At 68.5% G+C, this 20,701-nt stretch carries 25 protein-coding genes and 1 tRNA gene; 8 read left to right on the forward strand and 18 right to left on the reverse strand.

What is annotated here, in order from left to right:
* Positions 1 to 13: 13 nt before the first annotated feature.
* The 8 genes from ABB55_RS28025 to ABB55_RS28060 form a co-directional block, all read right to left on the reverse strand.
* On the reverse strand, positions 14 to 658 hold the full coding sequence (locus tag ABB55_RS28025; RefSeq protein ID WP_054362373.1) for a hypothetical protein: 645 nt from the start codon (positions 656 to 658) through the stop codon (positions 14 to 16).
* A 5-nt stretch (positions 659 to 663) separates the two neighbouring features.
* Complete coding sequence (gene nuoF / locus ABB55_RS28030; RefSeq protein WP_054362374.1) at positions 664 to 1,953, reverse strand: NADH-quinone oxidoreductase subunit NuoF; 1,290 nt, start codon at positions 1,951 to 1,953, stop codon at positions 664 to 666.
* A 61-nt stretch (positions 1,954 to 2,014) separates the two neighbouring features.
* Positions 2,015 to 2,695, reverse strand: a complete 681-nt coding sequence (gene nuoE / locus ABB55_RS28035) for an NADH-quinone oxidoreductase subunit NuoE (RefSeq protein ID WP_054362375.1) — start codon at positions 2,693 to 2,695, stop codon at positions 2,015 to 2,017.
* Between the two features lie 11 nt (positions 2,696 to 2,706).
* A complete protein-coding gene (locus ABB55_RS28040; protein ID WP_054362376.1) occupies positions 2,707 to 2,982 on the reverse strand; it encodes a hypothetical protein in 276 nt (91 codons plus the stop codon).
* On the reverse strand, positions 2,982 to 4,172 hold the full coding sequence (locus ABB55_RS28045) for an NADH-quinone oxidoreductase subunit D (RefSeq protein ID WP_054362377.1): 1,191 nt from the start codon (positions 4,170 to 4,172) through the stop codon (positions 2,982 to 2,984). Before ABB55_RS28045 ends, ABB55_RS28040 begins: the two co-directional genes overlap by 1 nt.
* 15 nt (positions 4,173 to 4,187) lie before the next feature.
* On the reverse strand, positions 4,188 to 4,793 hold the full coding sequence (locus ABB55_RS28050; protein WP_054362378.1) for an NADH-quinone oxidoreductase subunit C: 606 nt from the start codon (positions 4,791 to 4,793) through the stop codon (positions 4,188 to 4,190).
* Positions 4,794 to 4,829: 36 nt separating this feature from the next.
* A complete protein-coding gene (locus ABB55_RS28055) occupies positions 4,830 to 5,414 on the reverse strand; it encodes a NuoB/complex I 20 kDa subunit family protein (RefSeq protein ID WP_054362379.1) in 585 nt (194 codons plus the stop codon).
* Positions 5,405 to 5,770 carry an NADH-quinone oxidoreductase subunit A gene (locus ABB55_RS28060; RefSeq protein WP_054362380.1) on the reverse strand — a complete coding sequence of 122 codons (366 nt, stop codon included), beginning with the start codon at positions 5,768 to 5,770 and terminating at the stop codon, positions 5,405 to 5,407. The genes ABB55_RS28055 and ABB55_RS28060 overlap by 10 nt, the downstream gene beginning before the upstream one ends.
* Before the next feature lie 542 nt (positions 5,771 to 6,312).
* On the opposite strand from ABB55_RS28060, the gene xth reads away from it, so the two are divergent.
* The 3 genes from xth to ABB55_RS30095 all read left to right on the forward strand — a co-directional run bounded on the left by xth (position 6,313) and on the right by ABB55_RS30095 (position 7,984).
* Positions 6,313 to 7,101, forward strand: a complete 789-nt coding sequence (gene xth / locus ABB55_RS28065) for an exodeoxyribonuclease III (protein WP_083464284.1) — start codon at positions 6,313 to 6,315, stop codon at positions 7,099 to 7,101.
* Positions 7,098 to 7,532 carry a GFA family protein gene (locus ABB55_RS28070; RefSeq protein WP_083464285.1) on the forward strand — a complete coding sequence of 145 codons (435 nt, stop codon included), beginning with the start codon at positions 7,098 to 7,100 and terminating at the stop codon, positions 7,530 to 7,532. Before xth ends, ABB55_RS28070 begins: the two co-directional genes overlap by 4 nt.
* Before the next feature lie 191 nt (positions 7,533 to 7,723).
* A complete protein-coding gene (locus ABB55_RS30095; protein ID WP_152982302.1) occupies positions 7,724 to 7,984 on the forward strand; it encodes a hypothetical protein in 261 nt (86 codons plus the stop codon).
* 123 nt (positions 7,985 to 8,107) lie between these two features.
* On the opposite strand, the gene arfB is transcribed toward ABB55_RS30095, so the two are convergent.
* The gene (gene arfB, locus ABB55_RS28080) at positions 8,108 to 8,542 is read right to left on the reverse strand and encodes an alternative ribosome rescue aminoacyl-tRNA hydrolase ArfB (protein ID WP_054362400.1); all 435 of its coding nucleotides are present in this window, start codon (positions 8,540 to 8,542) and stop codon (positions 8,108 to 8,110) included.
* A 282-nt stretch (positions 8,543 to 8,824) separates the two neighbouring features.
* Here arfB and ABB55_RS28085 point away from each other — a divergent pair, with 282 nt between their 5' ends.
* Together ABB55_RS28085 and mazG are read left to right on the forward strand one after the other, a co-directional pair.
* The gene (locus tag ABB55_RS28085) at positions 8,825 to 9,145 is read left to right on the forward strand and encodes a lysozyme inhibitor LprI family protein (RefSeq protein ID WP_054362383.1); all 321 of its coding nucleotides are present in this window, start codon (positions 8,825 to 8,827) and stop codon (positions 9,143 to 9,145) included.
* A 196-nt stretch (positions 9,146 to 9,341) separates the two neighbouring features.
* The gene (gene mazG / locus ABB55_RS28090; protein WP_054362384.1) at positions 9,342 to 10,184 is read left to right on the forward strand and encodes a nucleoside triphosphate pyrophosphohydrolase; all 843 of its coding nucleotides are present in this window, start codon (positions 9,342 to 9,344) and stop codon (positions 10,182 to 10,184) included.
* A 48-nt stretch (positions 10,185 to 10,232) separates the two neighbouring features.
* On the opposite strand, the gene ABB55_RS28095 is transcribed toward mazG, so the two are convergent.
* The 9 genes from ABB55_RS28095 to ABB55_RS28130 form a co-directional block, all read right to left on the reverse strand.
* Positions 10,233 to 10,433, reverse strand: coding sequence for a hypothetical protein (locus tag ABB55_RS28095; RefSeq protein WP_054362385.1), 201 nt, complete (start codon positions 10,431 to 10,433; stop codon positions 10,233 to 10,235).
* Between the two features lie 144 nt (positions 10,434 to 10,577).
* The gene (kdsA, locus tag ABB55_RS28100; RefSeq protein WP_054362386.1) at positions 10,578 to 11,420 is read right to left on the reverse strand and encodes a 3-deoxy-8-phosphooctulonate synthase; all 843 of its coding nucleotides are present in this window, start codon (positions 11,418 to 11,420) and stop codon (positions 10,578 to 10,580) included.
* A gap of 83 nt (positions 11,421 to 11,503) precedes the next feature.
* Entirely contained in the window at positions 11,504 to 12,271 is a 768-nt protein-coding gene (locus ABB55_RS28105; protein ID WP_054362387.1) for a hypothetical protein, read from the reverse strand.
* Complete coding sequence (locus tag ABB55_RS30100) at positions 12,268 to 12,474, reverse strand: hypothetical protein (protein ID WP_152982303.1); 207 nt, start codon at positions 12,472 to 12,474, stop codon at positions 12,268 to 12,270. The genes ABB55_RS28105 and ABB55_RS30100 overlap by 4 nt, the downstream gene beginning before the upstream one ends.
* Before the next feature lie 98 nt (positions 12,475 to 12,572).
* Positions 12,573 to 13,463: a VOC family protein gene (locus ABB55_RS28110; protein WP_054362388.1), complete on the reverse strand. Its 891-nt coding sequence runs from the start codon at positions 13,461 to 13,463 to the stop codon at positions 12,573 to 12,575.
* A gap of 3 nt (positions 13,464 to 13,466) precedes the next feature.
* Positions 13,467 to 13,886 (reverse strand): DUF350 domain-containing protein, encoded by a 420-nt coding sequence (locus ABB55_RS28115; RefSeq protein ID WP_054362389.1) that lies wholly within the window; start codon positions 13,884 to 13,886, stop codon positions 13,467 to 13,469.
* Between the two features lie 134 nt (positions 13,887 to 14,020).
* On the reverse strand, positions 14,021 to 14,758 hold the full coding sequence (locus ABB55_RS28120) for a cytochrome c biogenesis CcdA family protein (protein WP_054362390.1): 738 nt from the start codon (positions 14,756 to 14,758) through the stop codon (positions 14,021 to 14,023).
* A 324-nt stretch (positions 14,759 to 15,082) separates the two neighbouring features.
* On the reverse strand, positions 15,083 to 15,490 hold the full coding sequence (locus ABB55_RS28125) for a hypothetical protein (RefSeq protein WP_054362391.1): 408 nt from the start codon (positions 15,488 to 15,490) through the stop codon (positions 15,083 to 15,085).
* A 94-nt stretch (positions 15,491 to 15,584) separates the two neighbouring features.
* Entirely contained in the window at positions 15,585 to 15,992 is a 408-nt protein-coding gene (locus ABB55_RS28130) for a hypothetical protein (RefSeq protein WP_054362392.1), read from the reverse strand.
* Positions 15,993 to 16,291: 299 nt separating this feature from the next.
* Here ABB55_RS28130 and ABB55_RS28135 point away from each other — a divergent pair, with 299 nt between their 5' ends.
* The 3 genes from ABB55_RS28135 (at position 16,292) to ABB55_RS28145 (ending at position 20,400) form a co-directional block, all read left to right on the forward strand.
* The gene (locus ABB55_RS28135; protein WP_152982304.1) at positions 16,292 to 18,763 is read left to right on the forward strand and encodes a DUF6600 domain-containing protein; all 2,472 of its coding nucleotides are present in this window, start codon (positions 16,292 to 16,294) and stop codon (positions 18,761 to 18,763) included.
* 144 nt (positions 18,764 to 18,907) lie between these two features.
* Positions 18,908 to 18,997 (forward strand) — tRNA-Ser (locus ABB55_RS28140).
* Between the two features lie 188 nt (positions 18,998 to 19,185).
* A complete protein-coding gene (locus tag ABB55_RS28145) occupies positions 19,186 to 20,400 on the forward strand; it encodes a tyrosine-type recombinase/integrase (RefSeq protein ID WP_054362394.1) in 1,215 nt (404 codons plus the stop codon).
* The last annotated feature ends 301 nt before the right edge of the window (positions 20,401 to 20,701 follow it).

Below are 20,701 nucleotides of genomic sequence, written 5' to 3' on the forward strand. Positions count from 1 at the left end.
ACGACCCGAATCATCATTGTGGCGCTCCGTAGTAGGGCGGCGTCTCGGTCATTAGGTAAGGCGCTTCGCGGCCAAGTTCCTTGATCCGCGCAAGGGACGCCGCCACGGTCGGAGTCAGAAAAAAGACCAAGCCATCTTCGCCGCCACCGACTGCATAGGCGCGAATCTGGGTCCCCGAAGCCGCAAGGCGATCATTGAGCAACGCAAAGGTTCGCGCCGTCGAGACCGCCCAAAACTTGCCCATTTCCACAGTGTCAGGGCTGCCATCTCGGTCGTTAGACCAGATCGTCCATTCTCGGCCACCGACATGCACGACATGCCGATCTTCTTCGTAAGTTTCCGAGATGGCCCCGAGCTGCACGCCGAAACGAGCCAGCCTCGGCTCGATGTCTTCCAAAAACGTCGCGACACCGCCTTCTGCGATATCTTCGGCATCGGCCGGAGCAAGCAGCGACTGCGCTTCGAAAATTGCCGCCGCACCGCGCTGCATCAGCGCGGCTTGAAGGCCAACTCTTTCCTCTGGGGCCGCCAACGAGATGAACCCGCTGGCTTCCACATATTCGAAGACCTTCTGCGCGTCTTCCGCCGACGCGCAATTCGGTGCGGCGGCCGACGCGACCGCAACGCTTGTCCCGAATATGCGCCCCAGCCAAGTCATCGCTGTCACTCCGCCGCCACCAGCGGGCGCGCGCCGTGACGGGCATCGATGCGCGCTTCGATCTCGTGGCGGAAGTGGCGGATCAGGCCCTGGATCGGCCAGGCGGCAGCATCACCGAGGGCGCAGATGGTGTGCCCTTCGATCTGCTTGGTCACCTGGAAGAGGGTGTCGATTTCCTTCTTGGTGGCATCGCCATGGACCATGCGTTCCATGACGCGCCACATCCAGCCGGTGCCTTCGCGGCACGGCGTGCACTGGCCGCAGCTCTCGTGCTTGTAGAAATAGGACAGCCGCGCGATCGCCCGGACGATGTCGGTCGACTTGTCCATCACGATCACCGCCGCCGTGCCGAGGCCGGAGCCGAGGCCGCGCAGGGTGTCGAAATCCATGGACGCATCGGCGATCTGCGCCGCCGGCACCAGCGGCACCGACGAGCCGCCCGGGATCACGGCGAGCAGGTTGTCCCAGCCGCCGCGGATGCCGCCGCAATGCTTGTCGATCATCTCGCGGAAGGAGACGCCCATCTCCTCTTCGAAGGTCGCCGGCTTGTTGACGTGGCCGGAGACGCAGAAGAGCTTGGTGCCGGTGTTGTTCGGCTTGCCGAGCGCGGCGAACCAGGCACCGCCGCGGCGCAGGATGGTCGGCGCGACGGCGATGGATTCGACGTTGTTGACCGTGGTCGGGCAGCCATAGAGGCCGACATTGGCCGGGAACGGCGGCTTCAGGCGCGGCTGGCCCTTCTTGCCTTCCAGGCTTTCGAGCAGCGCCGTCTCCTCGCCGCAGATATAGGCGCCGGCGCCGTGATGCACGTAGAGATCGAACGGATAGCCGTGGATATTGTCCTTGCCGATCAGACGCGCCTCATAGGCCTCGTCGATCGCCCGCTGCAGCGCCTCGCGCTCGCGGATGAACTCGCCGCGCACATAGATATAGGCCGCGTTGGCGCCCATCGCGAAGGAGGCGATCAGGCAGCCCTCGACCAGGTGATGCGGATCGTTGCGCAGGATCTCGCGATCCTTGCAGGTGCCGGGCTCGGACTCGTCGGCATTGACGACCAGATAGTGCGGCCGCCCGTCCGACTTCTTCGGCATGAACGACCATTTCAGGCCGGTCGGGAAGCCGGCGCCGCCGCGGCCGCGCAGGCCAGACGCCTTCATCTGGTCGATGATCCAGTCGCGGCCCATGTCCAGGATGGCCTTGGTGCCGTCCCAGAGCCCGCGCGACATCGCGCCCTTCAGGCTCTTGTCCTGAAGGCCGTAGATGTTCGTGAAGATGCGGTCCTTGTCCTGGAGCATGCTCAGTCCCGGCTCACGAGAAGGTCACGGATGCGGTCGGCGCGGCTGGTCATCGGCGTCCTCATTCTCCCGCCGGCTTCGGCGTCACCGAGCCGTCGGTCACGATGTTGACGCGGTAGGATCCATCGTAGAGGCCCGGATCGGTCAGCGTGACCGCGCCGCCCTCGGGCACCGAGAGATGGCGGCCGTTCTGCGGTCCCGGCGACGGCTTGTCGCCGCGCTCGAAGATGTCGAGCACGCCGTTCAGCGTGTCCGGCGTCAGGTCCTCGTAGCAGTCCGACCAGATCTGGACCATCGGCGCGTTCACGCAGGCGCCGAGGCATTCGACCTCTTCCCAGGAGAAATTGCCGTCGGCGGAGAGTTCGTGCGCGTGCGGGGCGATCCGGGACTTGCAGACCTTGATCAGGTCGTCCGAGCCGCGCAGCATGCAGGGCGTGGTGCCGCAGACCTGGACATGCGCCTTCTTGCCGACCGGGGCCAGCTGGAACATCGTGTAGAAGGTCGCGACTTCGAGCACGCGGATATACTGCATGCCGAGCATGTCGGCGAGATAGCGGATCGCCGCCTCCGACACCCAGCCGTCATGCTGCTCCTGCGCCCGCCACAGAAGCGGGATCACCGCCGAGGCCTGCTTGCCTGCCGGATACTTGGCGATGGTCGCCTGCGCCCAGGCCAGGTTCTCCGCCGAGAAGGCGAAGCTGGCGGGTTGGACTTCGGCGGGTGCCAGTCTGCGAACGGCCATCGGAAGCGCCTTCAGTTCAGCGGAATGCAGGGATTGGCGACGGGCTTGGCCTTCGCCTCCGAATAGGTCGTGCCGCGCAGCTCCGAAAGCACGCAGGCATAGTGCTTGGCCTCGCGGCGCAGGATCACCACCACCTCGCCCGGCCGTCCGTTGCCGGTCGTCGAGACCACCGAATAGGCGTCGCCGAGCAGGTCGGACATCGACTTGGTCGGCTGGTCGGCCAGCGACTGGGCGGCGGCCGGACCGGCGGCCGCCATGAGGAGCGCGAAGGCAGCGAGACGGCGCATCAGCGGTCGACCTCCCCGAAGACGATGTCGAGCGAGCCGAGGATCGCCGACACGTCGGCCAGCATGTGGCCGCGGTTCATGAAGTCCATGGCCTGCAGATGGGCGAAGCCCGGCGCGCGGATCTTGCAGCGATAGGGCTTGTTGGTGCCGTCGGAGACGAGATAGACGCCGAACTCGCCCTTCGGCGCCTCGACGGCCGCATAGACCTCGCCCTCGGGGACGTGGAAGCCTTCCGTGTAGAGCTTGAAGTGGTGGATCAGCGCTTCCATCGAGCGCTTCATCTCGCCGCGCTTCGGCGGCACCACCTTGTTGGTCGTCGACGAGACCGGGCCGACCCGCTCCTTGCCGAGCAGACGCTCGACGCACTGCTTCATGATCCGGACCGACTGGCGCATCTCTTCCATGCGGATGAGATAGCGGTCGTAGCAGTCGCCGTTCTTGCCGATGGCGAGGTCGAAGGCGAGTTCGCCGTAGCACTCGTAGGGCTGCGCCTTGCGCAGGTCCCACTTGGCGCCGGAGCCGCGCACCATCACGCCCGACATGCCCCAGGCCCAGGCATCGGCCAGGCTGATCACGCCGATATCGGCGTTGCGCTGCTTGAAGATGCGGTTCTCGGTCAGAAGCTCGTCGAGATCGTCGACCGTCTTCAGGAAGGGATCGCAGAAGGCGCCGATGTCGGCGACCAGACGGTCGGGCAGGTCCTGGTGGACGCCGCCGGGCCGGAAATAGGCCGCGTGCATGCGCGAGCCGGAGGCCCGCTCATAGAACATCATCAGCTTCTCGCGCTCCTCGAAGCCCCACAGCGGCGGGGTCAGCGCGCCTACGTCCATGGCCTGGGTGGTCACGTTGAGGAGATGCGAGAGGAGGCGGCCGATCTCGGAATAGAGCACGCGGATCAACTGGCCGCGCTTCGGCACTTCCAGCCCGACCAGCTTCTCGACCGCCAGGCAGAAGGCGTGCTCCTGGTTCATCGGCGCGCAATAGTCGAGCCGGTCGAAATAGGGCACGGCCTGCAGATAGGTCTTGGCCTCGATCAGCTTCTCGGTGCCGCGATGCAGGAGGCCGATATGCGGATCGACGCGGGTGACGACCTCACCGTCGAGCTCCAGCACCAGGCGCAGCACGCCGTGCGCGGCCGGATGCTGCGGTCCGAAGTTGATGTTGAAGTTTCGCAGCTGCCCGTCGGACATGGTCGCGCACTCTCGTCAGTTCGACTTGGCTTTTTCGTCGCCGGGCAGCACGTATTCGGTGCCTTCCCACGGAGACAGGAAGTCGAAATTGCGGAATTCCTGATTGAGCCGGACCGGCTCGTAGACGACCCGCTTCTGCTCTTCGTCGTAGCGGACCTCGACGAAGCCGGTCATCGGGAAGTCCTTGCGCAGCGGATGACCGTCGAAACCGTAGTCGGTCAGGATGCGGCGCAGGTCGTGATGGCCGGTGAACAGGATGCCGTAGAGATCGTAGGCCTCGCGCTCGAACCAGTCGGCGCCGGGGAAGAGCCCGGTTGCCGAGGGGACGGGCGTCATCTCGTCGGTCGCCACCTTGATGCGCAGGCGCGCATTCAGGCTCGGCGACAGGAGATGGTAGACCACGTCGAAACGCTGCTCGCGGGCCGGATAGTCGACGCCGCAGATGTCGATGAAGCTGACGAAGCGCAGGCGCGCGTCGTCGCGCAGAAAGGCGAGCACATCGAGGATGCTGGCCGGCGTGGCCGTCAGCGTCAGCATGTCGACGCCGACCGCCCAGCCCTCGACCTTCGGCCCGAGCGCGCCGGCGATGTAGTCCCCGAGTTCCGTCGGTGCCTCGTTCATGGGCTCCTCACTTCTTGGGTCCGGGGCGACGCGCGGTCAGCGCTCGATCGTCCCGGTGCGCCGGATCTTCTTCTGCAGCAGGAGCACGCCGTAGAGCAGCGCTTCCGCCGTCGGCGGGCAGCCGGGCACGTAGATGTCGACCGGCACCACGCGGTCGCAGCCGCGCACCACCGAATAGGAATAGTGGTAGTAGCCGCCGCCATTGGCGCAGGAGCCCATCGAGATGACGTAGCGCGGCTCCGGCATCTGGTCGTAGACCTTGCGCAGCGCCGGGGCCATCTTGTTGGTCAGCGTGCCGGCGACGATCATCACGTCGGACTGGCGCGGACTGGCGCGCGGCGCGAAGCCGAAACGCTCGGCATCGTAGCGCGGCATCGACATCTGCATCATCTCGACCGCGCAGCAGGCGAGGCCGAAGGTCATCCACATGAGCGAGCCGGTGCGCGCCCAGTTGATCAGATCGTCGGTCGCCGTGACCAGGAAGCCCTTGTCGGCGAGCTCGGCATTGATGTCGAGAAAGAAGGGATCGGTGGCCCCGATCGGCTTGCCGGTCGACGGATCGATGAGGCCCTTGGGGCTCGGGGCGACCAGCGGGCCGCCCGTCGGCTGGATCAATCCCATTCCAGGGCTCCCTTCTTCCACTCGTAGACGAAGCCGATGGTCAGCACGCCGAGGAACACCATCATCGACCAGAAACCGAACCAGCCGATGTCGCCGAACACGGTCGCCCAGGGGAACAGGAACGCCACTTCGAGATCGAAGATGATGAACAGGATCGAGACCAGATAGAACCGGACATCGAACTTCATGCGCGCATCGTCGAAGGCGTTGAAGCCGCACTCGTAGGCGGACAGCTTCTCCGGATCCGGGCTCTTGTAGGCGACCGCGAAGGGCGCGATCAGAAGAGCAAGGCCGATCACGGCGGCAACGCCGATGAAGACCGCGATCGGCAGGTAGTTGCTCAGAAGGTCATTCATGACCGTCGACCTCGTCGAACGCCGCTTGAAGCGGAAGGCGGGCAGGCAAGACCGTTCAGGGATTTCCCGATCCGCCCTGGCGCCCAGAGAGTGCCGCCGGAGGGCATTTCGTAGTTTCCCGTAGCGCCGCGGAACCCGTGTCCGGAACCCGTCCGACGCCGCCTTTTCCGCACCGCAACCGCCGCACGCTTAGCCCAGCGTGGGGGCTCGCGCAAGCGCATTCCCGCCCGCCCCGCGGCACCATGAACCCATCAATTCGGACGAGTTCGCAACGCCGGCGCATCCGCACCGACCCGCCCCGGCAGGCGGAGCGCTGCCGCACCGATGGGACGCCGGAACGCAACGCCCGATGCGGCGCCCGGCCGCCCGCCGCCGGCATGGTTCCGATTCGTCGCCGACCACGACAATCTGGCATACCAGCCGATCGCCTCCGGAATGGCTGGCGACGGAAGCGGTGCCGGCGGCCGGCGCGGCGCAGGCCCGTGATGACAAACCGCGCACCTCCGCTAAGATGGCGCCGACTCTGGCATTTTGGACGAACGATGAAGATCGCGACCTGGAATATCAACGGCTCCAAGGCGCGGATCGACGGGCTCGTCGCCTGGCTCGCGGAGGCACGCCCGGACGTGGTCTGCCTGCAGGAGATCAAGACGGTCGACGAGGGCTTTCCGGTCGCCGACGTGCAGGCGCTCGGCTACCACGCTGCGGTGCACGGCCAGAAGGGTTTCAACGGCGTGGCGGTGCTTTCGCTGGCCGAGCCGGTGGCGGTCAGTCGCGGCCTGCCTGGAGATCCCGATGACGTTCAGTCCCGCTTCATCGAGGCGACCTTCGCGACCGCCGCGGGACCGCTGACCGTCGCTGGGCTCTATCTGCCGAATGGCAATCCGATCGGGACGGAGAAATTCTCCTACAAGCTCGCCTGGATGGACCGCCTCGAGCGCCACGCGGCGCGGCGGCTCGGCGAAGAGAGCCTCTACCTGATGGTCGGCGACTACAACGTGATTCCCCAGCCGATCGACGCCCGCCATCCGAACAACTGGCTCAACGATGCGCTGTTCCAGCCGGAAAGCCGGGCGAGCTTCCGGCGTCTGGAAACGCTCGGTTTCGTCGATGCCGTCCGGGCGGCGTCCGACGCGGCGCTCTACACCTTCTGGGACTATCAGGCGGGGGCCTGGCAGAAGAACGACGGCATCCGCATCGACCATTGCCTCCTGTCGCCGCAGGCGGCCGATCGGCTGACGGCCGTCGGCATCGACCGGCATGTGCGCGGCTGGGAGAAGCCGTCGGACCATGTTCCGGTTTGGGTTGAACTCAGCGTGGGGGCACCATGAGCGAGACGACCACTGACGACGATCCCCATGAAGGCGGCTGCCTGTGTGGGGCGATCCGCTACCGGCTGAAGGGCCTGCCGCGCGACGTGGTGCATTGCCATTGCAGCCTGTGCCAGCGCTCCTCGGGCGCCCTGTTCGTGACCTGGGCGACGGTCGATCTCCGGGATTTCGAGCTGGTGCAGGGCGATCCGGCCGCCTTCCGGTCGAGCCCGACCGCCAAGCGTCTCTTCTGCCCGCAATGCGGCTCGCAACTGTTCTTCCACATCGACGACGACCGGCGCATCGACGTGACGGTCGCCACGCTCGACGAACCCGACCGGGTCACGGCGACGCGCAACACCTGGGTCGACACACGCCGGGAGGCCGCCAAGGGCTTCGACCGCGACCTGCCCGACTATACCGACGAGGGTCCCGAATCGGCTCATCATTGACGCGGCGCCGTCGGACGCCGTTCACGCGTTCGTCGTTCAACGCGCCGGTGCGATGATGCTATGATGGCGACATGTCGATGGATCGCCTCTTCCGGTTCGTCCGAAGTCCGGCCCGGCTGCCGGCCCGGCGGACCATTGGCGTATTTCTGAGAGCCGCGCTGCCGTTCTCATCGCTCCTGGCTGCCGAGCTTGTGACCGCCGCGGCCCCGGCGCAGGCGGACTGCACTTGCCGCGCGCTCGGCCGGGATTTCGCGCTCGGGAGCACCATCTGCCTGCCGGCCGGCCTGATGCGCTGCGAAATGTCGACCAATGTCACCTCCTGGACCCCGCTCGGACGCGGTTGCCCGGAAAGCCGGATGTCGGTGCCGTTCCTGGTCGCCGCCGCGGATCCGGAGGACGACGACGGTCATGAGGCCGGGGATCGCGCGGATCTCGGCATCGACAGCCACTGAACCGACAGCCACTGAACCGACAACAACGGAGCCGCTCAAGGCCCGGCAGGGCCTCCGGCATGCAGTGCCCCGGTCGGGAGCCCGGTCGGGAGGCGGTCCCCTGCCCTCGGCCCTGCCCACCGTTCAGTCGTGATCCGTCCGGCCGCGATCGGACTTGATGACGCTACGCCGCTTCTTGGCCGCGATCCGGCGTTCCTGCGAGCCCTTGGTCGGCTTGGTCGGCCGGCGCGGTGGCGGCGGCGGCGCGGCCGCCTGGGCGATCAGCGCCACGAGCCGCTCGCGGGCGTCCTGGCGGTTGCGCTCCTGGGTCCGGAACCGGTCGGCCCGGATGATCAGGATGCCGTCCTGCGTCAGCCGCCGGCCGGCCAGCCGCAGCAACCGTTCGCGCACCGGCTCCGGCAGATTGGGCGAATGCCCCGCGTCGAAGCGCAGTTCCACCGCGGTCGACACCTTGTTGACATTCTGCCCGCCCGGCCCGGACGCGCGCATGAAGCTCTCGGCGATCTCGTTCTCGTGGATCGCGATTCGCGCGTCGATCCGGAGCCAGCCCTCCTGCATGTCGTCCATCGGGCGGGTTCCCAGTCTCGTTCCTGCCGGCACGCCATCGGCTCCGGGCGAGCCGGGGCGGTGCCGTTCTGTCGAGTGCACTATGGCGCGGGCCGGGCGGATCGTCGACCGGGCGCGCGCGGCTGACGAAGCCGTTTCGAGCGCGACCGTGTCTCAAGGGCATCTCGCCGATCCCCTGCCCCTGTGGCAGGATACCGGCCGTCTCGCCAAATGCCGCCCCAATTGCCGCCCCCCAATTGCCGCCCCCCCGAGTGCCGCCACAGAGAGATCGCCATGCGCCTCGTCGCCACCACCCTCCTTCTGCTCGCGGCCGGCACCGTTGCGGCGACGGCCGCCGGATTCGATTGCCGGCCCTATTATTCCTCGCGCACCTGCCCGGAAATCGTGATCTGCGACACGCCGCAGATTTCCGCGCAGGACGACCAGATGAGCCGGGTCTACCGGCTGCTGATGAACCGCCTGCCGGCGAGCCGGGCCGTCCAACTGCGCGACGACCAGCGCGCCTGGCTCGACGAGCGCAACAGCTGCGGCTGCGACGCGAATTGCGTCGTCAACGCCTATGATCGGCGCCTGGGCGAACTCGACCGCTATTGACGACCCGCACGGCCAACCGGCCGGCCGGGAGATCACGGTGCGGCCGGCTTGCGTCGCGCCGGTCGGCGCGGCATTGAGGCACCCGGGAACGCGCCGCGACGGTTCGGCCTGCGCCCGCGTTCGGGCGCGCTGGCGCGGGGCACCGCACGGCGGCAAGGGTCCGACCGCATCGCCACGGCCCGATTCGGAGACTGCCATGACACCGTCCCGCGACATTCATCGGCTGATCGAGATCATGGCCGCGCTGCGCCACCCCGAGACCGGCTGTCCGTGGGATGTCGAGCAGGACTTCCGCTCGATCGCGCCCTACACGGTCGAGGAGGCCTTCGAGGTGGCCGACGCCATCGAGCGCGGCGATCCGGACGATCTGCGCGAGGAACTGGGCGATCTGCTGTTGCAGGTGGTCTATCACGCCCGTATGGCCGAGGAGGCCGGCACGTTCGATTTCGGCGCGGTCGTCGAGGCGATCACCACCAAGATGATCCGGCGCCATCCGCATGTCTTCGGCGACGAGATCGCGCGCTCGGCCGGCATGGCCAAGGGCGCCTGGAACCGCATCAAGGCGGAGGAGAAGGCCCTCAAGGCGGCCCGACGGGCGACCCGCGGCCTCGCCGAGGCGGCGCCGAGCCTGCTCGACGATGTGCCGGCCGGCATGCCCGGACTGGTGCGTGCGGTGAAGCTGCAGGACAAGGCCGGCACGGTCGGCTTCGACTGGAACGATCCGAAGGCGGTGATCGCGAAGATCCGCGAGGAGCTCGACGAGATCGAGGCCGAGATCGACCGCACGCCACGCGACCTTTCGGCCACCGAGGCCGAACTCGGCGACGTGCTGTTCGCCGTCGCCAATCTGGCGCGTCATCTGAAGCTGGACCCGGAAGCCGCGCTGCGCGTCACCAACGAGAAGTTCCGCCGCCGCTTCGCCCATATCGAGGCGGTGCTGGCGGCCCGTGGCTCAAGTCCGGCAGAGGCGAGCCTCGACGAGATGGAGGCGATCTGGCAGGAGGCCAAGACGGCGATGGCCCCGTCGGACACGCCGTGAGGCACGAACCCGGCGCCGCCCGCGCCGGTCGTGCCGTCCCTTCGAGGTTCAGCCGAGCTTCGCGCCGCCGCGAATCTTCGCCGCGACGCCGATCGACAGCGGAATGGCCAGCACGACGCCGGCCAGGGCCGCGATCGGGATCGCCTTGTTGAGGGAGTGCTGCAGTTCCGGCATCAGGATCACGATGGTCACGCCGGTACCGGCGAGCACTGTCGCGAGCATGATCCAGATCAATACGGCGGGTCTCATGTCCCGTTCTCCGAACCGGGCCGTCGACCATCGCGGCCCTTCGACGGAGCGGAGACTGGACCCGGCTTTCCGCCCGGGCGTTGCGCCAGATCATGGCGCGCCCCGATTCGGCTGTGATGACAGCGCCGTCAGGGTTCACCCGGATCAGGCGGCGGCCGGCCTCTGCTTGGCCAGACGGTCGAAGGCGATCAGTTCGGCGAGGAGCGCCTCCATCTCGTCGAGCCGCACCATGTTGGGGCCGTCGGAGGGCGCGCGGTCCGGGTCCTGGTGGGTCTCGATGAACACGCCGGCGACGCCGACGGCGACGGCCGCGCGGGCCAGCACCGGCACCATGCGCCGGTCGCCGCCCGAGGAGGTGCCCTGCCCGCCCGGCTGCTGCACCGAATGGGTCGCGTCGAAGATCACCGGCGCGCCGGTCTCGGCCATGATCGGCAGCGCGCGCATGTCGGAGACGAGCGTGTTGTAGCCGAAGCTGGCGCCGCGTTCGGTCAGCATCACGTTCGGGTTGCCGGCGCCGATCAGCTTGGCGGCGACGTTCTTCATGTCCCAGGGCGCCAGGAACTGGCCCTTCTTGACGTTGACCACGCGGCCGGTCCGGGCGGCGGCGATGAGCAGGTCGGTCTGGCGGCAGAGGAAGGCCGGGATCTGCAGGATGTCGACCACCTCGGCGACCGGTGCGCACTGCTCGGCGTCATGCACGTCGGTCAAGGTCGGCAGGCCGAAACGCTCCTTGATCTCGGCGAAGACCGGCATGGCCGCCGCCAGCCCCATGCCGCGCTGCGCGTTGAGGCTGGTGCGGTTGGCCTTGTCGAAGGAGGTCTTGTAGACGAGGCCGATGCCGAGCCGCCCGGCGATCTCCTTCAGCGCCGAGGCCATCTCGAGCGCATGCTCGCGGCTCTCCATCTGGCACGGGCCGGCGATCAGGGCGAGCGGCAGGCGATTGCCGAAGCGGACGGAGCCGACGGCGACTTCGGAATTCGGATTCATGCGGAGCGCTCCTTCTGGAGGCCGAGGATTTAGCCGGAACCGCCCGCCGGGGCAACGCGGGAGGCTGCGGACGACGCCGGCCCCTATCGGTTTCCCGCCTTCCGTTCCAGGCGGGCGAGACTGCGTCGATAGGCGGGGCGGAGACTGCCCTCGCGCCAGCGCGGATCGAACGCGGCGTCATCCAGAAAGCTCGCGAGGACCGGCAGGATGTCGAGCCGATCGCCGAAAATCCTATGGCTGGCTTGCCCAGCATGCCGGTCGCGAATGACGAACTCAAGCTCGCGCAGAGCCCACATCGCTTCCGTCGGCAACCCGAGCTCGACCATTTCACCCACGAAGCATCGCAAGACATCGATGCTGACCTTCGCCTGATCCACGGTCCGCTCGTCATGCCGGCGCAGCTGATTGATGTTGGCAAGACGGCTGGCCAGCAGATGGAGCGGGTGCATCACCGTGACTTCGACTGTGGTGCATACCGCCAGCGTTGCAGCGAGCCGGACGGCATTGCGCATCAAGGACCCGGTCTCGACACCCGCAATGCCGGTCAGGAAATCGATCGTGACCGCCCGCCCGCCGAGTTCGATCGTCACCACGCTGGCATTGGGCGTCGCATCGTCAGCCGTCGGAACCACGGGCGGCGGCGCGGAGAAGCTCGCCGCCAGGCGCTCTGCGGCCCGTCCATTGTGGACGAAATCCAGATCGCGGCTGACGATCAGCCCCTCAGGATCGAGGGCGTAGTGATGGCTCCAGATGAAGGCAGCCTGACCGCCGACGACGACCACGTGCTCGTCGCCGAAACCGGCCAGAATTCGAGCGATCTCGGCGCCGCTGAGAAACGCGTCGTGTTTCACTTCCGGCCCGGTTCGGCGGTCACGCCACGGACGGCAACGATTCGAATGCGGCTCGGCGCGACTTGGGCCAGAACGCCATTGGCGGCATTGATCTCGTCGGCCGACTTGGCCCCCGACCGCACGGCTTCGAGATCGCGTTGCCGAGACTCCGCCTTGGCTGCCTGTCGCGACAAAACGGATTGATCCGGGGGGGACTTGGCCATGACGCGGTGCCTCCGAACGAACCGGACTTCGGTTCTTCAGTCGTCTGACGCGACAGACTAGCACATCTCCGCACGACGATCGGACCGAAGAAACCCTCTCACCGCGCCTCGAAGGCCAGGGCGGTGCCGAACAAGGTGCCGGACGGGACGACGAGCCGGCCGCCGATCGGCTCCGCGGGCAGCCCGCCGAGGCTGACGGCGCGCTCCGCGGCGGATGGATCGGCCACGGCGATGCGGAAGCCCGCAAAGCGTGGTTCCTCGCCGCCGGCGGGATCGGAATTGACCCCGTAGAGCAGGCGCGCACCATGCGGCGTGACGGCCTCGATCGAGCCGTGTGCCGTCTCGACGGCGATCCCGTGACCGGTGACGCGGACGCGGTCGGAGCCCGCGAAGGCGGCGAGACGGGATTGCAGGGCCATCGGATCGGGCGCCACCAGGGTGACGGCCGCGATATCGGCGGCCGTGTTGGCATGGCGCTGGAAGTCCGGCGTCCAGAAATTCTCCGGATAATGCTGGGCGCAGGTGAAGAAGCCGGCCTCGTCGCCGGCGCCGATCCGCGTGAAGGCGAGCGAGAAGGCGACCTTGCGTTCGCTGCCGTCCGGCCGGCGCGCGACCCGCTCGAAATCGAAGCGCGGAAAGGTCGGCAGGCCCCTGCGGGCGAAATCGGCGATATCCGCGTCGGCATCGCGCGAATCCAGCACCAGCATCGAGAAGCCCTCGCGCCGGGCCAGAAAGTCGCGATTGAAGGCCCCGAAGGAGAAGCCGCCGGGTTCCGCCGGCCGGATCCGTTCCGGGCGGTCGATGCCGAGGATTTCGAGGAACGAACCACCGAGCTGGACCAGATGATTGGCCGTGCCCCAGGGATGCTGGGCGCGCGGCGTCACCGTGAAGCCGAGCCGGGCATAGGCGGCCGCGGCGGCTTCGAGATCCTTCACGGCGAGGACCAGATGGTCGAGACCGCGGCCGGCCGAACGCGTGCTGGCGGCCATCGCTTAGGTCGCCATCGCGGCGGCGTTGACGATGCCGCCGGTCAGCGAGGCGGAACCGAGCAGAAGGCCCGCGGCCAGCTGGCCCTGCTCGATGCGTCGGCTCACGTCGCGCAGCATGATCAGGCGGAAGAAGTAGTAGACCAACACCTGCACCACGATGGCGATCGCGCCCCACAGCAGGAACTCGGCGAGCGCCCGGGTATGCATCGCGGCCGAAGCGAGCGGCAGCGCGAAGCCCAGCATGGACCCACCAAAGGCGACCGCCGCGGCGACATTGTCGGCGCGGATCAGGGCCAGTTCGTCATGGGCCGTGGCGAGCGTATAGACCGCGACATAGACCAGGATCATGCCCAGCGACAGGCCGACATAGATCAGGAAGGGAACGAGCCCGCCGAGGCTGTCGCCGAGTAGAGAGAGATCCATTGCCGCCGCTCCCGGTTCGCATTAGCCAGCGAGCCCCGGTTCTACCCGACCCCGGCCGAACCGGATAGTCCCGCCAGCCCGATCAGCCGGCCCGATCCCCCGCCCCGATCGGCCGGCCCGGTCACCCGCCCCGGTCATCCTATGGTCGACAGCGCCGGGAAGGTTTCGATCAGCCAGAAGGCCATGCGCTGCATGCCGCCGGTCAGGAAGGCGATGCCGGCCACGACCAGGAGAACGCCCATCCCCTTTTCGACCCAGCCGAGCCGGGCGCGCAGGCCCTTCATCAGGGCCAGGAACGGGCCGGCGAAGAAGGCCGCGGCCAGGAACGGCAGGCCGAGGCCGAGCGAATAGACCGCCAGCAGGGCAGCCCCCTCGCCGACCGTGTCGCGGCTGCCGGCCACGGCCAGGATCGCCGACAGCACCGGTCCGATGCACGGCGTCCAGCCGAAGGCGAAGGCGAGCCCCATCAGATAGGCCCCGAAGGCGCCGGCCGGCCGGCGCTTCATCTCCACCCGGGCCTCGCGGTAGAGAAGCGGAATCCGGAACAGACCCAGAAAGTGCAAACCCATCACGATGATGGCGATGCCGGCGAGCGTCCCGAGCAGGTCGAGATAGTTGCGCACCAGCTGGCCGAGCGCGGAGATGCTGACGCCGAGGATGACGAAGACGGTCGTGAAGCCGGCCACGAAGGCCGCCGATGCCAGCACCACCCGGCGCCGCGCCGCGCTCTCGGCCGCCGCGCCCTGGTATTCGTCGATGGTCACGCCGGCCATATAGGCCAGATAGGGCGGCACAAGGGGCAGCACGCAGGGCGAGATGAAGGAGATCAGGCCGCCCCCGAAGGCAACGGCAAGCGGCACGCTGGACGACATGGACGCTTTCTCTCCCGCTCACCGGTGCTCTCGCACCCGCTCCCATGGGGCGCCCGACCGGCGCTGCCGCCCGCTGCGGACCCCTTCGATCGCGCTATACCGGATCGCCCCGGGCCCGCGAAGTCACCAATCCGCGACATGGCGCGAATCCCGGACGGCGCGCCTTGCGTAATGTCGGAGCGCGGGGGGAAATCCGGGCCTGGAAGTCCCCGGCCCGGCCGGGTTCCGTCCACCGTCTGCCGTCCCGCGCTTTTCGTCTCCCGTTTTTCGTCCCCCGGGCCGCGGCGGGCCAGCCTTCCGCCGAAGGCGAGCCGGCCGGCCCCCTCAGCGATACACGCGCCAGGGGTTCGACACGTCCACGAAACGGCCCGTCTCCGCGTTGCCCCAGATGGTGTGCGGGCCGAGCTGCATGGTGAAGACCGCGCTCATGACGACATCGGGCCGGCCGGCGGCGTCGGCGTAGCCGAGATGGGCAAGCGTCTCGGCGCCGAGGCCGAGGGACGCCGCCAGGGCGCCGGTCGGGTTGAGATATCGGAACGGCAGCGGACGCTCAGCGCCGGGCGGGGCCTGCGGCGGGCCGACGAGGGCGCGCTTGCAGTCGTGCCTGTCCTGCGTCGCGAGGTCGATCGCCTCCGCCATGTCGGCGAGCGCCTGGTCGTGCGGGCTGCCGAGCCTGCGGCCGAGTTCGGCGAGCGCCCGCACCCGCACCGTCCGGATCGAACCCTCCGTCATCCTGCGCCGTCTCCCTGCGCCCGCCCGCGGCCCCGGCCATGGCAAAGACTGTGTCCCTGTCAGCCGCGCGGCTGCCCGGTCCGCGGCCGGGGCGTCATCGATAGATCGTCCAAGGGTCCGACACGTCCAGGAAGTAGCCCGTCTCCGCGTTGCCCCAGACGGTTTCCAGGCCGAGATGCATCGTGAAGATGTCGCCCATGACGATGTCCGGCCGACCGGCGGCGTGCGCGTAGCCGAGGAAGGCGAGCGCCTCCGGTCCGACGCCCCAGGACGCAGCGAGAGCGCCGGTCGGATCGAAATAGCTGAACCGCAACGGGCGTTCGGCCTCCGGCGGGCTCCGCGGCGCGCCGACCGAGGGGCGCCGCTCGTCGTGCCGGCAGGCCTCGGCATAGACGATGGCCGCCGCCATGTCGGCGAGCGCCAGGTCGTGCGGGCTGCCGAGACGATCGCCGAGATCGGCCAGCGGCCGAATGCGGACGGTCCGGATCGGATCCTGCGTCATCGAGCCCCCTCCGTCCGGCTGCAGCCCTCACGTTCCCCAGGGTGAACCCGGCGCGCCGGCTTGTGCAAGCCCGCGCCGCCTTCGCAAATTCGGGAACCCGATCCGTTCAGCCGGCGTTCATCCCACCGCCGCCGCTATTCCGCTGCATCGCCGCCGGTCCGCCACGCCTTCGCCCATAAATGGCTTGTCGAATCGTGACGATACGGACAGCCCCGAGACGGACGGAAGGTGCGGGCAGCGGAACGGTCGCGTGTTGACCGTTCTCGAGCGAGTGGGCGTCCGTCGATTGGAGGAAGTGCATGTCCATTTTGAGAGCTGCCCTGACGGGCGCCGTGGCGACGGTCCTGACCGTCGCGCCGCCGATCGCGTCGTCGCTACTCGACGCGCCGCTGCCGCTGTTCGGTTCCGGCGCGGCCCGCGCGCAGGGCGATTTCCAGGCGCCGGCCTTCTTCAACGAACTGCAGCCCTACGGCTACTGGGCCTATCACCCGCAATATGGACAGATCTGGTCGCCGGCCGATGTCGACGAATATTGGCGCCCCTACGAGGACGGCCGCTGGACCCTGACGCCGGAATGGGGCTGGTATTTCGAGGCCTCCTCCGACTGGGGCGATATCGTCTTCCATTACGGCCGCTGGGCCTACGATCCGAACTGGGGCTGGTTCTGGATCCCCGGGACCGAATGGGGGCCGGCCTGGGTCAGCTGGCGGCAGGGCGAGGGTTTCGTCGGCTGGGCGCCGCTCGGTCCGGAGAACGAGGCCTACCAGGACGACGAGGACTATTGGAGCGTCGCCCAGGCCGATGCCTTCGTGGCGCAGAGCACCCTCGCCTCCCAGTATGTGATCCGCGGCGGCCCGATGGTGCGCCAGATCTGGTCGGTCACCCGCTTCAACGGCCAGCCCGTCGCCGGACGCCCGCGCAACGCCTTCATCGATCTCGGCGCCATCCAGCGCCGCTATCCGCGCGTCGTGGTCAAGCCGCGGCCGGTCGTATTCAAGGTCGCGATCGGGCGGGACGGCCGGCCGGTCGGCTTCCGCGACCGCACGCCCGGCGGGGTCGTCATCCGCTATGAGCGCGTGCGGGCCCGCGAAGGCGGTCCGAGCCCGGTCGCCACCCAGCGCCTGATCGAAGGCGTCCGCTCCGGACGCATCAAGATCGATACGCCGATCGTGCGCGAGCAGTTCTATCGGGCCACCCGCGACGGCCGCGTCCGCTTCGAGGGCGATCGCGAACGCGAGGTCGGCGACCGCTTCCGGCGCGACCGCGACGGCGCGCGCCGCGACGAGGACCTGCGCATCATCCTGGACGGCGTGCGCTCCGGACGCGTGAAGGGCGACGTCGACGAGACCAAGATCAAGGTCCGCACCTTCGACGAAGGCCGCGGCGAGAAGCGGCCCGGCCGCGGCGACGGCGACCGGCGCGGCCCGGGTCAGGGCCAGGGTCAGGGCGGCCCCGGACCGGGCGGCCAGGGCCAGGGCGGCCAGAATCAGGGCGGTGCGGGCCAAGGCGGTCCGGGCTTCGGACAGCCGGGCGGAAACCCGGGCATCGTCCCGCCGGGCGGCGGCAAGGCGCCCGGCCCCGGCGACAACCGCATCCCCGGCGGTCAGCCGGGCGCCGGTCAAGGCCAGGGTGCCGGACAAGGGTCCGGTGCCGGACAGGGTTCTGGTGCCGGACAGGGTCCGGGTCCGGTTCCTGGACGGGGCCAGGGCTCCGGTCAGGGGCAAGGCTCAGGCCAGGGTCAGGGTTCCGGCCAGGGCTCCGGTCAGGGCCCGGCCACGATCCCCGGCGCCGGCGGTCAGCCCGGCGGCGGCAAGCCGGCCGGTCAGGGCGAAACCCGCGGTCCGGGCGGCCAGGGCTCCGGCCAGGGGACGGGTCAGGGCCAGGGCCCGGCGACGATGCCAGGCGCGGGCGGTCAGCCCGGTGGCGGCAAGCCGGCCGGTCAGGGCGAAAACCGCGGTCCGGGCGGCCAGGGCTCCGGCCAGGGGACGGGTCAAGGTCAGGGTTCCGGTCAGGGCCCGGCCACGGTCCCCGGCGCCGGCGGTCAGCCCGGTGGCGGCAAGCCGACCGGTCAGGGAGAGACCCGCGGTCCGGGCGCCCAGGGCTCGGGCCAGGGCACGGGTCAGGGTCAGGGCTCCGGTCAGGGCCCGGCCACAATACCGGGCGCCGGCGGTCAGCCGGGCGGCGGCAAGCCGGCCGGTCAGGGCGAAACCCGCAGTCCGGGCGGCCAGGGCACGGGCCAGGGTCAGGGTTCCGGTCAGGGCCCGGCCACGATCCCCGGCGCGGGCGGTCAGCCCGGTGGCGGCAAGCCGGCCGGTCAGGGCGAAACCCGCGGTCCGGGCGGTCAGGGCTCAGGCCAGGGGACGGGTCAGGGCCAGGGCTCCGGTCAGGGCCCGGCCACGATCCCCGGTGCCGGCGGTCAGCCCGGCGGCGGACGTGGCACACAGGGCGCCGGCGACGGTCAGCCGGGCCAGGGCGAGACGCGCCGGCCGGGCGGTCAGGGCCAAGGCGGCGCCGGCCGCCAGGATATGGATCCGCGCCGCTTCGAGCAGCGCGGCAACGACCAGAACCTGCCGCGCGGCGGCGGACAGCGGCTGGATCAGAACGCGCCGGGCCCGCGTCCGAATGCCGGACAGGGCGCTCCCGGCGGCGGTCAGCCCGGAGCCGGCGGTGGTGGTCAGGTCCGAGGCAACCAGGGACAGGGCGAGGCGTCTCCCGGTCCCGGCCAGGGCGGCCGCCGCGCCCCCTGCGCGCCCGGCGAAAAGACCTGCTGATCGCAGGCCCACCACATGGACCGGTCCGGCGGGCCCCCTCGCCCGGCGGACCGGCCCCGCCCCCGCCCCAACCACCGGAACACCGGCCCGATCGCGCACCACCCCTTGCCAATCCCTCGATTCCTGCGCATTGATCCCCGCGCGGGACGGGTGGCCGAGTGGTTTAAGGCAGCGGTCTTGAAAACCGCCGTAGGTGCAAGCCTACCGTGGGTTCGAATCCCACCCCGTCCGCCAGCGTGACGTTCGCGAGCGTTCCCAGAAGGCTCCCGGCCCCCGAAAACAAGCTGAAAAGTCAGCGTCTTGGCTCCCCGGGGGGTGTTCCGGGGTTTTTCGTCGTGCGCTAGCGTCTCGTCCATGAAGTGGGACCCGCTATGGGACCGGCCATGGTGGACGCGTCCGGTCCCACTTCGGGAGAACCCGAGATGGCCCGAACGCTCTGCCGCCTGACTGCTCTGCAAGTCCGGAATGCGCCTCCCGGCCGTCATGCTGACGGCGCCGGCCTCTACCTTGTGGTCCGTCCCGAAGGCGGCCGGAAGTGGGTCTTTCGCTTCACGCTCGCCGGCCGGACCCGCGACCTTGGTCTAGGGAGCGCCGCCACTGTCACGCTCGCCGACGCCCGTGAGGCCGCCGAGAAGGCGCGCCGGATGGCCGCTGCCGGTGAAGACCCGATCGCAGCCCGTCGGACCGCTCTGGTCCCTGCCGCTCCGGCCGCGACTTTTGGCGATGTCGCGGGCGATCTTCTGAAGACCTTGGAGCCAAGCTTCCGTAACAAAAAGCATGGCGAACAATGGAAGATGACGCTTGAGGTCTACGCCGCTCCCCTTCGTTCGAAGCCAGTTGATAGCATCTCGACTGATGACGTGTTGTCGGTGCTCAATCCTCTTTGGCTCAAGGTTCCCGAAACCGCTTCCCGCCTCCGCCAGCGCATCGAGCGTGTCCTAGACGTGGCGAAGGTCAGGGGGCTCCGCTCCGCCGAAAATCCGGCCCGTTGGCGCGGGCACCTTGAGCTGTTGCTCCCGAAGCGAGCGAAAGGCTCACGCGGGCATCATGCCGCCCTGCCGGTCGATCAGGTGCCGGTTGTTGTTGCCGGCCTCCGTGCGACCGGTGGCGTCTCGGCTCTTGCGCTTGAATTCACGATCCTGGTGGCGTGCCGAACGGGCGAGACAATCGGGGCGAGGTGGAGCGAAATCGACCTTGCCGCGAAGGTCTGGAGCATCCCGGCCGGCAGGATGAAAGCCGGTGTCCCTCACCGTATTCCGTTGGGGAAACGCGCGGTTCAGATTTTGACCGCAATGCTCGCGCTCAAGAGCGCCGACGATGGCTTTGTGTTCCCTGGCGCCAAGAAAAATCGCCCCCTCAGTCAGATGGCTCTCGCGATGGCGTTGAGGCGGCAGGGATTTGAGCACGTCACCGTGCATGGCTTTCGAAGCACATTTCGCGATTGGGCCGGTGACCGGACCCAATATCCCCGAGAGGTTATCGAGCAAGCTCTCGCACATCTGGTCGGCTCTGCAACAGAGCTTGCCTATCGGCGATCGGATGCTTTGGAAAAGCGTCGAAAGCTCATGGACGAATGGGCACAACACTGTGAACCAAAGGCGCCGGGCGTTGTAACGCCCCTCAAGCGGGCCGGCTAACCGGCTCCAGGACAAAGACCCGGCCGGGCTCTCTCGCAAAGTTATCCCCGAAAATGCGCGCTGACTTTTCAGCTATTCGCGAAGCCTTGCCCCGACCTTCTAGGGCGCGATTGCTCTTGAACGCGCGCGGACGGTTTCCTAGTATCCCGAAGCCGCCTGATCCGCGTGCGGCCGAACAGATGAACTTTGCAATTTTTCGCAAACTCGTCCGGAGGCCGCACTACTATGCCCGAAGCACGCTTGCTTTCCGTTGCGGAAGTTCTCGCAACGCTCGGTATCAGCAAAACCAATCTGTACAAAA

Origin of the sequence: Prosthecodimorpha hirschii (assembly GCF_001305515.1) — a bacterium.
GTDB lineage: Bacteria > Pseudomonadota > Alphaproteobacteria > Rhizobiales > Ancalomicrobiaceae > Prosthecodimorpha > Prosthecodimorpha hirschii.

Excerpts from the sequence above, each read along its gene's own strand:
- ABB55_RS28050 (WP_054362378.1), bottom strand. The coding sequence starts at position 4,793 with ATGAACGAGGCACCGACGGAACTCGGGGACTACATCGCCGGCGCGCTC.
- nuoF (WP_054362374.1), bottom strand. The coding sequence starts at position 1,953 with ATGCTCCAGGACAAGGACCGCATCTTCACGAACATCTACGGCCTTCAG.
- ABB55_RS28130 (WP_054362392.1), bottom strand. The coding sequence starts at position 15,992 with ATGACGCAGGATCCGATCCGGACCGTCCGCATTCGGCCGCTGGCCGAT.
- ABB55_RS28085 (WP_054362383.1), top strand. The coding sequence starts at position 8,825 with ATGCGCCTCGTCGCCACCACCCTCCTTCTGCTCGCGGCCGGCACCGTT.
- ABB55_RS28110 (WP_054362388.1), bottom strand. The coding sequence starts at position 13,463 with ATGGCCGCCAGCACGCGTTCGGCCGGCCGCGGTCTCGACCATCTGGTC.
- ABB55_RS28135 (WP_152982304.1), top strand. The coding sequence starts at position 16,292 with ATGTCCATTTTGAGAGCTGCCCTGACGGGCGCCGTGGCGACGGTCCTG.
- ABB55_RS28060 (WP_054362380.1), bottom strand. The coding sequence starts at position 5,770 with ATGAATGACCTTCTGAGCAACTACCTGCCGATCGCGGTCTTCATCGGC.
- ABB55_RS28115 (WP_054362389.1), bottom strand. The coding sequence starts at position 13,886 with ATGGATCTCTCTCTACTCGGCGACAGCCTCGGCGGGCTCGTTCCCTTC.
- xth (WP_083464284.1), top strand. The coding sequence starts at position 6,313 with ATGAAGATCGCGACCTGGAATATCAACGGCTCCAAGGCGCGGATCGAC.
- ABB55_RS28055 (WP_054362379.1), bottom strand. The coding sequence starts at position 5,414 with ATGGGATTGATCCAGCCGACGGGCGGCCCGCTGGTCGCCCCGAGCCCC.
- ABB55_RS28045 (WP_054362377.1), bottom strand. The coding sequence starts at position 4,172 with ATGTCCGACGGGCAGCTGCGAAACTTCAACATCAACTTCGGACCGCAG.
- ABB55_RS28070 (WP_083464285.1), top strand. The coding sequence starts at position 7,098 with ATGAGCGAGACGACCACTGACGACGATCCCCATGAAGGCGGCTGCCTG.
- nuoE (WP_054362375.1), bottom strand. The coding sequence starts at position 2,695 with ATGGCCGTTCGCAGACTGGCACCCGCCGAAGTCCAACCCGCCAGCTTC.
- ABB55_RS28040 (WP_054362376.1), bottom strand. The coding sequence starts at position 2,982 with ATGCGCCGTCTCGCTGCCTTCGCGCTCCTCATGGCGGCCGCCGGTCCG.
- ABB55_RS28095 (WP_054362385.1), bottom strand. The coding sequence starts at position 10,433 with ATGAGACCCGCCGTATTGATCTGGATCATGCTCGCGACAGTGCTCGCC.
- ABB55_RS28025 (WP_054362373.1), bottom strand. The coding sequence starts at position 658 with ATGACTTGGCTGGGGCGCATATTCGGGACAAGCGTTGCGGTCGCGTCG.
- arfB (WP_054362400.1), bottom strand. The coding sequence starts at position 8,542 with ATGCAGGAGGGCTGGCTCCGGATCGACGCGCGAATCGCGATCCACGAG.
- mazG (WP_054362384.1), top strand. The coding sequence starts at position 9,342 with ATGACACCGTCCCGCGACATTCATCGGCTGATCGAGATCATGGCCGCG.
- ABB55_RS28145 (WP_054362394.1), top strand. The coding sequence starts at position 19,186 with ATGGCCCGAACGCTCTGCCGCCTGACTGCTCTGCAAGTCCGGAATGCG.
- ABB55_RS28120 (WP_054362390.1), bottom strand. The coding sequence starts at position 14,758 with ATGTCGTCCAGCGTGCCGCTTGCCGTTGCCTTCGGGGGCGGCCTGATC.
- kdsA (WP_054362386.1), bottom strand. The coding sequence starts at position 11,420 with ATGAATCCGAATTCCGAAGTCGCCGTCGGCTCCGTCCGCTTCGGCAAT.
- ABB55_RS30100 (WP_152982303.1), bottom strand. The coding sequence starts at position 12,474 with ATGGCCAAGTCCCCCCCGGATCAATCCGTTTTGTCGCGACAGGCAGCC.
- ABB55_RS28125 (WP_054362391.1), bottom strand. The coding sequence starts at position 15,490 with ATGACGGAGGGTTCGATCCGGACGGTGCGGGTGCGGGCGCTCGCCGAA.